We start from the raw sequence: 14,319 nt of genomic DNA, 5'->3' as shown, positions 1-14,319 counted from the left end.
CGATGGCCGGAATTCGACGTTGATTTGGGGGGTAAACCGGCAGGGATGCCGGTTTAGCCGCCCTGCGCCATGGATGGCGCGTGGCGGCGGCCCCCCAAATCAATGTCGGATTACGGGCATGCCGAGCCTAGGCGAGGCACCGAGTGGTGGGGCGAAGGCCTTTTGGTTACTTTTGTCTGGGCCGGCATTCCGGCCTTTACAAAAGTGACCCGCTGTAAGAGCGGAACCCTAAGCCGCCGTTACCCAAATAACGGATATGTACACCAGCAAAAAAAAACGGGGCAATCAAAGATCACCCCAAAAGTCCAACGAGAGGCCCTACCAACCCAACTACAACGAAATCTGCTTCCTCTCCTCGTCCGTCAACCGCGCCCGCGCCTGTTCACTCAGCGGCCCCGCGCCCAGCACCTGCACCGGGCTGTTGGGGTTATACCCCGACGTCTTCTGCCCCTCTTCAACCCCACGCTGCACCGGCTCAGTCCCAAACCCGAGCACTTCCACCGTCACGATCGAAGCCCTGCCCTGCTTGGCCGCCGCCTGCTGACTGCGCGCCGCATCTTCCGCCGCCTGGGAGGCCGCTGCCCCGGCCGCGCTGGCCGAGCTCATGGCGCCGGTATTAACAGAGGCCGTTACAGGCACCCCGGACGATTTGCCCTGGGACTGGATATTCGCCGCGTTCACCACCCGCAAAGCCGCGATGTTGACGTTACCCGACACCCGAATCCCCGCCTCGCCCGCGTCGATGGTGCCCAACGGCGCGATCAGGTCGATGTCTCCCGCCGGTACTTCCGGGATCGGGTTCAGCGTGGCAATCCCCGCCCCCGTACTTGGCACCGACGGCGACAGGCCCACGTTGCCCCAGTTGTCATAAACACGCTTGGGCGGTGTGTACACCACGGTGGTCTTGGAGCCGCGACCGGCGTTGATGTCGCCCTCGGCGGTCCACCCCATGATCGAGCCGCCAAAGGTGGTCATGATGCGGCTCTGCCCCAAGAGGATGCTGCCCATGGAATACAGCTGAATGTCACCGGCACCCTGGGTGATCACACCCGCCGTGGACGGTGGCGCCGCGCCTTCGATGCCGAAGGTCTGGCCGCCGCCGGGGGTGAGCATCTGGATCGACCCACCGGCATTGGTGTGCACGCCCGAGCCGTTGAACAGTGTGATGTCGCCCTGGTAAGTGATCGGGTTGCCGGCCACGTCCCTGGTCGGGAACAACGCCGCGATCGCCGCACGGCCACGCAGGTAGCTGCCCTCGCGGACGCCGCCGTCCTGGTTGTACTCGCGGCCAGCGGCCTTGAGTTCGGCAAAATACACATCACGGGCAAACACCCGTTGTTGCTCAGCGGGTAATGCAGCGTAGTAAGCGCGGGCCTGCTCGCTGTCGCCGGCAAACCCGAAGCGCTCGGCCAGCCAGGTGGCCAGTTCGTCCTCATAGGTCTTGGCCACTTTGCCGCCCTGCAAGGACTCGCCCGTTTGTGCCTGGTTGAGCGGGTTCAGGTAGCTCTCGACGAACCGTTGGTAATCCGGTCCGGTGGCGCCGACACCGGCCTGCATGACGATGCTCGCGCCAGGGCGGTTGTCGCCCGTCAACACCGCGCCGAGGCTGGTCACGCTGTGCTCGCCGCCCGTGCCTGTCAGCAGGATATTGCGCCCGGCCGAGACTTCCAGCAGGCCGGGGCCGGCTACCTGGAAATTGCTGTAGAGAATGTCGCGCCCGGCAGACACGATGGAGATGTCCTGCGTGTTTTTATGAATGAACAGATTGTCGCTTGGCGACGCGACGGTAAAACCATCAGTGCCAAAAGTACGACCACTGCTGACGATATCCCGCCCAGCCATCATGCGGACCGCGCCATTCCCTTCATACCAGGTCTCACCTTCATGCACTGACCCGGGTGTCTTCTGGAACGTGATTATCCGACCACTGCTCACCCCGACAAGGTCGCCGTCCATCGCATAAAACCGCGCCGGTTCAGCACTGCCCGCAGATGAAGCGGCTGTGGTGCCAGACCCGAATGCGAACAATGAGAGGTTGCCCGCGTTACCCGTGACCGACAGGTTGCTGGCGACCACGGCGTTGCCCACCCGGCCTTGGTACGCAGGATTCCACGGCGTCGCCATCGCACTGTTCGCCGTGCCGGACTGGCTAACCGGCATGCCGCCGGCGTAGATCGAGTCTTGGGCGAGGAACTGCAACTGGCCGTTTTCCCCAGGCGCCAACAGCAAGGGATAACTGTAGGCGCTGTCACCGTTGGTCTGCGTCTGCGCGGCTTTACCGTAATACAGGCTGCCGCCCGCTGCGGTAGCGTTAAGGATGGACGGGTAGACCACCGCCAGGTCGGCCGTCGCTTCGGAGCGGGTGAAGGGTGTGAGGTTGCCGCCCAGTGAAAACAGATCAATCGCGGTGTCTTTAGTCCACAACGTAAACCAGCTTGAACCGCTGCCGACTTTCGCGCCTTGGGCAAAGGGTGATACGTGCGAAAGCTGTACCCGGCCCGGGTCTTCGACGTTTTGCACCACCAAGTCGCCCAGGGTCTGCAGGTTGAACGTGGCATCACCGGGCACCAGGGTCATGCCACCACGGGCAACGCCACGGGTCGCGACCAATGGGTCGAACGCGCGGGTTTCGCCCGGGCTCTGGGTGGGGGAAATGCTGCCGTAGAGCATGTCGACGCTGCCCACGCTGGTGCTGCGCAGTTGCACATCGCCGCGCAGGTTGACCAGCACACCATCACGATGGTCCGCAGTCGCGGCCACGCTGGCCGGGTTCAGCGCCCCACCGATGCGCACGCGCAAATCGCCGCCGCCGGTCAACTGCTGGCTGCCATCGCTGGCGATCCGGCCCGTGCTGCCGACCGCCAGGGCCAGGCCCTGACTGTGGGGGTTTACAGTGGTGTTGTTGAAGCCATAGCCCAAGGTATCCAAGACCCCGGCATCACCGACCACGTTCACGTCCAGATTGCCGCCACCCAAGGTGCCGAAACCGGTGAAGCCAAGCATTTTGTCCGCCGCCGTGGTCGCGGTGTAACTGCCGAAATTGATCCACCAGGCGGTGGGTTGAGCTTGCCCGCCCGTGGCCACGTCACCACTGCCCTGGCGCCACAGCCAGTTGCCGACTGCGGCCGAGTCCACTCCGGCGTCCTTGGGGTTGGGACGCGCATTGCTGGTCGCAGTGCTGGTGATATTACCGGTCAGGTCACCGCCGACATTCAGGGTCAGATTGCCCCCAGCCTCCGGGTACCAGGCCCGGTAGCGGCTGGTGGGTGAGCCGTTGACGAATTGCTCAAAGTAGCTTCCCGGATCGTTGAGCACAGCGCCGGACGGTTGAGCGTTAGGCTGGTTGTACGGGTCACCCGCAAACGTGCCGGTCGATGAAGTACCGGCGGTGTACACGCCGTACAGCGAATCCATGCTCAGGTTGCCCGCACTCAACAACTCCAGGTCGCCGCGGCCGGTGCGGATCACACTGAAGCGTGTACTCGAAGGCGTCGCCCCGTATTCGGTCGTGCTCTGGGCCGCGCAATATTCGGGAGCCAGGGCGCAGACTTCATCCACCGTAGGCAGCTCCAGGCTGGCGAGAAACTCATTGGTGATCACCGCGCCCACGGGGATGATCACACCGGACTGGTTCAACAGATCGTCAGCCGCTTGCTGCGTCCACACGTAGGTCACTTTGATCGCGCAATACTCCGGCGCGCCGGCGCAGAAGTCCTCGATCGACCCCAGGCTCAAGTCATCGAGCAATTGCTGGTCGATGGGGTCGCCCTCTTTGATGTCCAACCCAGCCTCGGTCAGCACCGCCACCGCTTCGGCCGTCCAGGTCTGAACGCCTTTGCTCGGCAATTCCTTGGCATACATGCCGTAGTGATTGTCGGCCAGGTGAATATCGCCGCTGCGCGGATGGGCTTGCAGCAGACGGCTGTCCGCGGCCTCGGTGTCGGCACCCGCCACCAGGCGCAACGACCACGATTGGGTGCCTTCGGCCAGCATCGGCGAGATGGCCCACACCTGACCGGCGTCGCCAGACACCCCAACCCGCAACTGCACCGAGGCAGCCCCGTTGGGCAACTTCACATCGGTGCCGGCGGGGATCAGCGCGCCCTTCGGCAGGGCTTTGCTGCCACTCAGTTGCACGATGTTATTGGCCAGGTTCGCCCCGTGCACCGTCGGCAGCGGTACACCTTTGGGCCAGATCATGTCTTGCAGACGGGTGCCTTGGGTCAACAGTGTCCCAGCGCCCAATTGCGTGCCCGCCACGAGGGTGTGCGCCTCGGCGAGCAACGTACCGGCGGCGAACAACAGGTTGCCCCCGGCATCACGCACGTCCGCCGCCAATACGCTGCCCGCCGGCAGAACCAGGTCCTGGCCCAATGTCGCGGCCACTGGCAAACGGGTGCCGGCGGCGACCGTCAGGCCTTTGATCGGCAGGTCGTAGTTGAGCGTGCTGCCCGCCGGGAAGGCCGTACCGTCTGCCAGGGTCACACCGTTGCCCGGCACCACGATGGTGCCGCCGCTGAAGTCCACACCGGGCAGCAGCACCCAGCCTTTGTCATCCTCGGACACCGGCGGTTTGGCGAAGCCATCGTTGATGCTGCCGTAGATGTTCAAGTCCCCACCGGCGCGCAGCGTCAGGCTGCCGGACTCGCCGGAGCCGTAGACGGCATTGTTCTTCTGGCTGTTGGGATTGAGGCTGGCATAGCGATAACCGGACAAGTCCAGGTCGCCCTGGACCACCAGGTCGCCGTCCGGGGTCTTGCTGACGATTTCCACACCGGGGCGCAGGTGGAAGGCGTCGGCGTAGGTCGCGTTATTCAAGCCGGCGAGCTTGTTATCCAGCAAGTTCGTATTGAGCAGGGCGGCATTGATGAAGGCCTCGCTCAAGGCGTGTTTCGCATCCAGATAACCTTGAGTGATTTCCTGATACGGCCTGCCACTGGCAGTCGGATCGCTTTTTTCGGGTGCATCGTCGTAGGTCGCCATGCCGTTGAGGGTGATCGAGCGCGCGCCCTGAATGGTCAAGCGTCCACTGGCGTCGATCGCCACGTCATTGCCTGCCAACCGTGGTGCATTCAGTTCCAGGGTGCCGCGATTGCGTCCGTCATTACCAGCAGCCGCGCCGGTACCGTGGCGCAGGTCGATGCGTACGCCGTCGGCGAGGGTCAGTTGGCCGCTGCCGGAGCCCAGCACCACTGTGGCGCGGTTCGGCGAGTCGATGATCTTGCCGTAGCTGTCAACGCGCAGCTTGCTGCCGTGAGCGTCGAGAACGGCTGTGCTGTCCAGGGTGAGGCCGTTCCTGCCGGCCAGGTTGATACTGCCGACGCGCTCACCGCTGGCGTCCACCAGGCCGGTCACGCGCAGGCTGCCGTTGTCCACGGACACGCTGACGGTGCCGGCCTTGAGCCCGTTGCCGATGGTCAGGTCGCCCTGCTTGAGCTGAAAGCTGCGCGCACCGAACACTTCGCCCTGGTTCAGGCGTTGGTTGAGGTCGGCAAACTGCTGGTCCAGGGAGCCGCTGCTGCCCAGGCGCTGCGCCTGGATCTCCACGGTTCCGGCTGGTTGCGGCATAGAGGTGCCACCGGCGTTGTAGTAACCACTGCTGCTGCCGAGGATCTTGCCCTGCAGATCGACGATTCCACCCGCCGCATCCGTGGCCACCGCACGCAACTTGCCGGCTTGGTTGTGCTTGGCGGACAGGTCGATGGTCGAGCCAGCCGCCTGCAGGATATTGCCGCTGCGGCTGTCGAGCAGCACATCGCCGCCCCACCCGTATTGGGTCACATCGTTGAAGGTGATCCCACGACCGGCCACGTCAATCAGCGCGTCGTCGGTCAACACCACATCGCCACGGGCACTGAGGCTGACTTTACCGCTGGGCAACACCACCGCACTGGCCACGCGGATGCTGTCGCCTTGCAGGGACAGTGCGGCACCCTGGCCGCTGGCGTTGCCACGGGGGCCTGCCGAGGCGCCGATATCGATCGCACCGCCGGCTTTGATCGTGTTCACCGAACCGGCCTCACCGGTCATCAGCGGGGTGCGAATGGTCAAGTTGCCGCCGCTGTACTGGAAGCCGCTGACCGGGTCATAGGCACCCTGGCGCTGGTACACCGACAGACTGCCCTTGTGGTTGGCGGTGATGCGCTCGCTGGCGTTGAGAGCAACGTTGGCAAAGCCCAGGGCCAGGCGGTCGAAGCTTTTTACAGTGCTGGGCTGGCCAAATTCGCCATAGCCAAACTCGATGCGCTCGGCATTGATATCCAGGCGCCCACTGCCAGTGCCTGCGCCGCCTGCCACCACCGCGCCGGGAGCGTTAGTAGCACCCAGCCAAATCAGGTTAGCGGTGTGAATGGTCGCGACATCGCTGGCACCACCGGCGCCATAGATGGACGGGGTGGACAGCATCAGGTTGCTCAGCAGCGACTTGCCGGTCAGCGGGTCATAGGTGTCGAGGCTGGCGCTGCCGTAGAAGTTAAAACCGTCACGCGCCGACAACTGCAGGGTCTCCAGGGCCGGTGCGCCTAATTGCGTGTCGCCGCGCAGCAGGCGGTCGAGCAGCGCCTGGTTCAGGGTCAGGCCGGCTGGCAAGTGGTTTGCGGCAGCCGCCGCGGCGAGGGCTTCGACGCTGCCCAGGTTGATGGTGCTCACGCCCAGGTTGAGGTGACGAGTGCCATAGCGCACTTGGTCGCCCAGTTGGAAGGTGCTGTCGGTCAGGGCCACGATGCTGCCATCGGAATACAACCCGGTCTGGCCGGTGCAGACGCTCGTGCTGCATGCGCCGATGTTGATACCACCGCTGGTCACACCGCCGACCTGAGGGGCACTCACCACGTTCAGCAAACCGTTGGACACCGCCAGCATATTGGCAACCTGGTAGATAAAACCGTCGCGGGCATCGTAGCTGGCGGCACCGCGCCCCAGGGTGTTGATCGAAGCGCCCTGCTCTACCACGATGGCGCCGGTGTTGCTCACCAGGAACACTTCGGGCGCGGCAAGGGTGGCGCCCGCACGTAAAGTCACGTTGCTATCGGCGGCGTTCACACCCGATGCCAGGCTTATGAAGTTGCCCGACTGGCCATACTCCACCATGGTCATGCCCCCCACCATCAGCCGTGAAGCACCGATGGCATTGAGGGTGTCGGCTTTAAGCGTAATGCCGGAAAAACCGGCGGTAGCCGAAGCGTCAGCCGCGATCACTTCAATGCCGAGCTTGCCAGGGTCCAGTACCGCTACCGTACCGCCATAGCCTCCCGTCGCGGCATCAAAACGTCCGATACCCTCGAAGGAGAATGCGTCGCCCCCCTGGCCGGGGCGCAGTGCCAGTTTCAGGGTCTTGGCGTCGGCTTCCAGCATGGGGCGCGGTACGCCTAACCTGGCCGCATCGGCTTTGGCGAATTGGGCGTAACTGGTTTCGTTGTATTGGGAATAACGGCGCAGGGTGTCCGCCGAAGTCAGGATCAACTGGCTGGCAGTGCTGTTGCGGATCCCGGTGTGGGCAATCGACAACTGCCCGGCCGTGGCCCACGAGCCATTGCGCATCAAGGTGGTCGCGGCGTCGCTGCCGACTCCGGCCAGGCCATTGATCTCCACGCGATAGGCGCCGGGCATCAAGGCATACGTCGACGGCATCAAGGTATAGGTGCCTGCCGGCAACCCTGGCACACCCGCGCCGATGGTGACCTGCTGGCCAACCAGCGGCGCCACGGCACCGCCCTCCGCAGCCACCGGCGCTACGCCGGGTTGCACGCCCGGCACGATGGCGTAGATCGGGTTGGTGGACAGCCCCGGCAACACAAACCCGCCGTTGGCACCAAATTGCACCAGCGGGTTGTAACGCGCATCCGTGGAACCGCCGCGCCCGGAAACAAACCCGGCGCCGAGTAACTCGCCACCGCCCGACAGGTCCAGGATGGCATCCGGCTGCACCGCAACCGACTGGCCGCCCAGAATGACGCCCACGCTCAAGTCGCTGTTGGTATTGGCCAGCCCGCCTTGGCCGAGGAATGTCACCGTCTTGCCGTTGTACTTGTAAACCTGCCCGTCCAGCGTGCCGCCATAGGGCAACACCAGGCCCTTGCCGCTCACCGAGGTGACGCTGCCCGGCAGCAATTGCACCAGGCTGCTACCCATGCTGCCGATATCGATCAGGCCCAATGGCGCGCGCACCACACCGCCTTGCTTGACGGTGGCAGCGCCCAGTTGCAGGCGTCCGAACGCCGAATACGGCAGGGGCGCGTCCGTGCTGCCGACGCGGCCAATGGTCAACGTGCGTAAAGGGTCAAACGTCAGGCCCTGCACAGCTGATGACTCGCCCAGGTAACCGGCGATGACACGGGCACTGACTTCCGTGCTCGGGTACACCTGCGCCGCCCGCAGGGTCATGTCGCCCTGAGTCAGTAACTGGGTACTGACACCGGTGATGATGTCGTTCGCGGAGGCGCCCACCAGAAAGCGCAAATCGCCCTGGCTGGTCAGGTTGACCTGATCGAAGCCACGGCGCTCAAGGCTCGCCAGGCTATTGTCGGCGCCGTACAGGCTGCTGCGATTGCCGAAGATCACATTACCGCGCACTTCCACCAGGTCGCCGTCGGCATTGAACTGCGCCTCGGTTGCACGCTGGGATGGCGCCGGCAACACCGGCACCGGACGCACGTATAAATCCTTGCCCGTCTCAGGAGGCGCAAGGTAGCCCGCCAGCAACAGGTGCGGCGCCGTCAGGTTGACACGTGAGTTGCCTGCCGCGTTTTCACTGAGGCCATAACCACGGCTGTAAAGACGCAGGCTCTGGCCCATGTCCAGGCTCACATCACCGTCAAAGCTCAATAAGCCATTGCTCAACAGCGCGAGGTTATCGAAGCCGCCGGCAGTGACTTGATCCACACCCAGGCGGCCATGCCCGTACTCCAGGCTGTCGCCCAGCGCGGTCGGTTGGTGCACCTGGCTCAACACCAGGTCACGGACCTTGAGCACCCGATCGGTGACCCCGGCTTTCTGGTAATACGGGCTCTCCAGCGCCAGGTTGAGGCTACCGCCCGCCGCGCCGGCGCCACCGGCCTTGGCGACCAGGCTGCCATCCAGGTACAGGCCATTGTTGGAGGCCAGGCTGATGCTGCCGCCGTTACTGGCGACCTGCACCGCGCCCTGCCCTGCAATATTCAGCAAGGCCTGGGTGCCGGACGCGTCCAGGCGCGCACCGTCGCGCACGACCACGAACATGTCGCTGGCCGTGGCAAGGCCGGTGTTCAGGTCAAGCGAGCCGCCAATGTTGATAGTGCCGCCGTCGCGCACCACGCCGTAAGTGCGGCCACGGTAGTCCACCGCCGTGGCCGCCCGCGCCGCCACGTCGATCAACGCCTGTTCGCCAATCCAGATCGAGCGGTCATGGCCGATGGCGTTCACCGCCTCCGAGGCGCCGGTGGTCACACCGCCCAGGCTGACACTGCCGCCCCAGGCATTGAGCGTTCCGTCCAGGGTCAATTGGCCGATGCTGCGCAGCTTGATGGCCTGGCCGGGATCGACGTTGATCACCGCGCCGTGGCCCACCGTCAGGGCTGTGCTCGCCAGTTGCGCAGCCGTGGCGTAGACCGTACCGGCGGTGAGGCTCAAACCGGCACCACGGCGTTGGGTCAGCACGCCCTTGGTCGCGTCCTCCTGGTACAGCGGCGGCGTCCATTGCTCCAAGGCCGTGGCGGGATCGCTGCCCGTTGGCGTGGTGGACGCTTGGGCGCCCAAACGATAGGTCGGCAGGCTCACATCCACTTGCGTACCGTCGGTGACGATCAGCCCTTCGTTGCCGGTGATGTCGTAGGCCGAAAAACCCTTATTGAAGAAGTCGCCAGCCAGTTTCAGGGTGTCGCTGTCCACCGCAGCCGCGCTGTTGCCGATCTGCACCTTGCGTGCCTGCAAGGCCAGGGTGCCGCCGCCACTCACGCCAAAGCCACGCACCTCGCCCTCCAACGCCAAGGCGCCGAGGGCGCCCAGGGTCACACTGCCGCCCTTGCCGCCGGTGAGCTTGCCGTCGACGCCGAGGGTCGCACCGGAGGACACATCCACCACACTGCCGGCCGCCAGGTTGACGTTGTTCGAACTGCGCAACGAGACCTTGCCGCCGTTGACATACGCCACGCCGGTGCTGTTGGTCGGGTCGAGCAGTAGGTTGTTCCAGCGGCCACGGGCGTCGAGCTTGACGCCGGCCGCGACACTCACACTCGAACCACCGGCCAGGGTCGTGTCTTCGACCTCGCCCGCTTTCAGCGGGTTGACCTGGCTGAGGATGTTGCCCGCATTGATGCTGCCACCCAGGGCTGTCAGGTTGGCGTTGATATCAACCCTCGGTCCGAACAGGGTGATGTCGCCGCCGTCGGCCACGCTGAGCGCGCCATTGAGGGTCACCTGCTGCCTGGCCGCGACCTTGATCGCGCCCAACGGGTTGCCACTGAGCTGCTCGCTGTCGAGCAGGATTTTGCCCTGGCGGTCCTGGGGCAACGCGGTGGCGAGGTCCAGGCCATCGGCGATTTTTTCCAGGCTGCCTTCGATCGACACCTCGTCGGCGTTCGCCCCTAAGGCGTAGCGCAAGGTGCCGGTGGTCTTGTTGTAGATCGGCGTGTACTGGCCAATGATCAACTGCGCGAGCTGGGCCATGGCTTTTTGGGATTGCTGGTAACCGTCCAGGTTGATGTTCGGCGCCTGGGTCTGGCGATCACCCTGGAACACCGCGCTGATCATCTGGCCTTCCAGCACTGCGCTGGCGGTGCTGACCACCAGCTTGCCGGCGTCACGGCCCACGGTATAACCGGCCTCGTTACGGCCCTGCGGAGCAATCATCGGGTTGTAGTAGTACTCGGTCTGGCCCCAGCGAACACTGGTGTCTTCATAGCCCTTGTAAATGCCGGAATAGAGAATGTCGCCGGGTGCTTTGGACAACTCGTACAACCGTCGATCCGGGCCCTTGAGCCAGGTTTGCCGGATATAGCCCCCTTGCACATCCACGGTGCCGCCCGACAAGTTGATCTGCGCGCCTTGCTGAGTCACGACATCTTTGCCGGTAAAGGTCACGGTGCCGCCCTGGGCCATCCATTCGCCCACCGAATGGCCCTGGGTGCCGAGGTAACCGCCGACTTCCAGCAGACCACCGGCGGTGTACCAGCGATCGGTGGCGTAGCCGTTGGTGCCGGCCGGGACAAACACCAGGTCGCGTAAGTCGACCCACACGTCGTTATTGATCAGTTGCCCATTGTCGCGGTTGATCGGCGCATCCCGCTGCTCGTTGCCCTGTACGTTGATCTTGATGTTGTTGGCTTCCATCGACACCTTGACGCCCACGGCGCCCGACACGTCGATCATCGCCCCATCGCGCACCAGGCTGCGTTGACCGGCGCTGACCGCCACCTGGCCGCCGGTGGCGAGGGTGATCGAGCCTTTCTGGAAGTCCACGGTGCCACCGCTGACGATCTCGATACGCGACTGGTCAGTGCGGTCGGCCACGGCGCTGAGGTGGTTGAACTGCCCCGTGATCAGGTTAGCCGGCGTGCCGTCGAGCTTGATCAGGCCGTTGTCTTTCTGGCTGTTGAGGGCGGTGCTGCCACTGGCGTCCAACAGGATTGCAGTGGTGCTGCCCTCCCCCAAGGTGACGCTGCCGCTGGTGTCGCTGGCCGAGTTGAGCAAGTGAATGGAGCCGCGGGTGTCCACCGAAGTGCTGGCCAGGACCACGCCGTTTTGCTGAACCTGGTGCCCGGTCAGGGTGACGTCGCCGGTGGAGGCAATGATCAGGCCGTTGTTGATCACCTTGCCTGCGCTGCTGCCAGGCTTGAGGCTGGCGGCGACTTCATTGCCACGGGTGGTGGAACGCTCGTTGCCCGCCGTGCCCACCCCTTTGCGAATATAAAAGCTGTCACCGGCCGCCAGGGTGGTCTGGCCCTTGGCGGTGATGATCGTGCCGGCGTTTTCCACTTCGGTGCCGAGCAGCAAGGCATAGCCGCCCGCGTCGGTGGAGGTGGCGGCGTTGTGGGTCTGGATCAACGCACCGCGCTGCACCTCGACCTTGCCCGCCGCGTCGGTGAACGTCGGTTGAGTGCCATTGGTGTCGACATAAAGGCCGCGCTGGATGAACTGGTCATCGGTGATCGTCGCGGCAGCCGCCACCAGGTTGCGCACATTGACCTGGCTGGTGCCGCTGAAGACCACGCCGTTACGGTTCATGATCATCACCGTGCCCGCGCCCTGAATCTTGCCCTGGATTTCGCTGGGGCGTGCTTCAGGGTCATTGACGCGGTTGAGCACCGCCCAGGTGGACTGCTGCTGGAAATCCACCGTGGTGTTGCGCCCGACGTTGAACGTCTCCCAATTGAGGATCGCCTTGTCGGCGGTCTGCTCAATGCTCACCGTGGTCTTGCCGCCCGCCTGGGTCTGGGTCGGCGCCTTGGCATTGGTCCAGCCCTGGGTCAGGCTGTTGTCCACCTGCAAGCCGCCCTTGCCGAGGCCATCGGGAATCGTCGAGACCTGACCGAACGCCGCCTGCCGACCGGCCGCCTGCGCCGCCTGCTGCGCCGCAATCGCCGCGACCGTGGTGTTGAGCGTGCTGATGGACCGCGCCAACTGCTGGTTGACCCGCGCCTGCTGGTTCAGCGTCGGCACCGACGGCATCTGCCCCGCATTGATCCGCGCCGCCGTCGTCGCCTGGGTCGCCCCCTTGGCCGCGAACCACGCTGGGCTGAACGCCGTCGCCGCATGGGCATTGCCCGCCACCACCAACAAGGCAATGACCTGAGCCAGAGGCTTGAGGCGCAACACAGTCTGGGCGTGCGAGCCCTGGGCATTCAGCTTGAGCGTGGGTTTGCAGCGGACCATCGGGAATCTTCCTTCTTTGTAATCGCCAGGAGCAAGACAGGCTCACGTATGAGGGTTAGGCGGTTGGCGAGGGGCGGGACTGAACTTCTGTCATGCAAAGTTCATAAAGGGCTGCTAACGCAAAAAAAATCAGCAACGGCACAGGCCGTTGCTGATCGGGGTTGCGGGTCGTTGAAAGCCTGGGTTACAGCGGACGACCGATGGCGTTGCAGACGCTGGTGTTACCGATGCCTTGAGCGCTGGAAGCGGTGGCAAAGGTGTCACGCACGGCTTTTTTCCAGTTGGCTGGCAGCGGCACGAAGCGGTTGTTGTTGATGGCGGTGTCGTTGTTGATCAGGTTGCCGTAGTGGCGGTTGAAGAACGCACGGACCTGGGTGGTCTGGGTGGCGTCGGCGTAGCACTGGCTGAAGATCACGTTAGTGAAGCCCAGGATCGGGTAGCCGCTGGATGGGTAGGCGAACGTCGCCGGGCCGCTGGCGGTGGCAGCGAATACCGGTACCCAGTTGTCCGGGTTAGTGGCGTCGATGAACGAACCATCGGCACGGGCTTCGGTTGGCGCAGGGATCTGGCCAATGGCGGTGGAAACGTTGGCAGGCGCTGGCGAAACACCGCCAATCTTGGCCACTTTGGTGGCGTCATCCAGACCGGCCAAGGTGGTCGCCGCGTAATCCGGGCTCATGTAGGTGATCGCGCCATCTTGAGCGTTCAACGCGGTCATTACGCCTTGGCTGCCGGTAGCGGCCACTGCGCCAGCAGGCAAGCCTGCACCGTAGCTGGACGAAAAGGTGGTGGTCACGGCGAACGGTTGCGTCTCAGCGCACTTGGCGTTGAGGAAGCGCGTGAACAGTTCGGTGGTACCGCTGGACTCGCTGCGGTAGATCACTTTGATCGCGCCAGTGCGACCCGAACCAGTGATCTGGCTCCAGTCGGTCAAGCGGCCCGAAAACACGCCGCACAGTTGGTTGACGCTCAGATCAACCGCGTTGGCGCCAGCCTTGTTGAATGGAATGGCGACCGAAGTGGCCACCGAAGGCGCCTGGATCAACTTGCCCCAAGTCGCTTGTTTGTTGGTTTGGTAAGCCAGCAGCTCAGCAGCCGTCAGCTTGGAATCGCTGCCTGCCCAGTGCACGTTCTTGTTAGTCACGCCCGCCACGAACTTGGTGTAATCGTTGTTCAGGAAAGCCGCCTTGCCGTTGCCGCTGCCCACGCCGACGTAGGCGGCGAAGCCAGTGGTGAGGACGCCGGAGGTTTGGTACAGCGGCTGTGGCAAGGTTGCGCCGCCGCCGTTGATGTCAGCCATTGCAGCCTGGGCCGAGCACAGTGCAGCGAGGGTCATGGATACCGCGAGAACGTTGCGCTTAAACATGAAGAATCTCCTTTCGTCGTGTTTGTACGTTTGGGGTAGATGGCTCTTGCATGACGCCATGGCTTCGGTCCCAAGCCGTGATAAAGGGGTGGCCGGGGGTGAAAACC

General features: G+C 64.1%; 2 protein-coding genes. Both read right to left on the bottom strand.

The window, feature by feature from the left end; translation table 11 throughout:
• Window positions 1–330: 330 nt before the first annotated feature.
• The gene (locus CFE50_RS21960) at window positions 331–12,846 is read right to left on the bottom strand and encodes a filamentous hemagglutinin family protein (protein WP_286737215.1); all 12,516 of its coding nucleotides are present in this window, start codon (window positions 12,844–12,846) and stop codon (window positions 331–333) included.
• Between the two features lie 184 nt (window positions 12,847–13,030).
• On the bottom strand, window positions 13,031–14,212 hold the full coding sequence (locus tag CFE50_RS21955; RefSeq protein ID WP_181644160.1) for a substrate-binding domain-containing protein: 1,182 nt from the start codon (window positions 14,210–14,212) through the stop codon (window positions 13,031–13,033).
• Window positions 14,213–14,319: the final 107 nt, after the last annotated feature.

The organism is Pseudomonas sp. PGPPP4 (assembly GCF_002256045.1).
Taxonomy (GTDB): Bacteria; Pseudomonadota; Gammaproteobacteria; order Pseudomonadales; family Pseudomonadaceae; genus Chryseomonas; species Chryseomonas oryzihabitans.
The sequence above is the reverse complement of the archived record's forward strand: the minus strand, read 5'-3'. Positions and strand labels throughout refer to the sequence as shown.

What these genes read in the sequence shown, in the direction of transcription:
- CFE50_RS21960 (WP_286737215.1), bottom strand. Translation starts at nt 12,846, where the DNA reads ATGGTCCGCTGCAAACCCACGCTCAAGCTGAATGCCCAGGGCTCGCAC.
- CFE50_RS21955 (WP_181644160.1), bottom strand. Translation starts at nt 14,212, where the DNA reads ATGTTTAAGCGCAACGTTCTCGCGGTATCCATGACCCTCGCTGCACTG.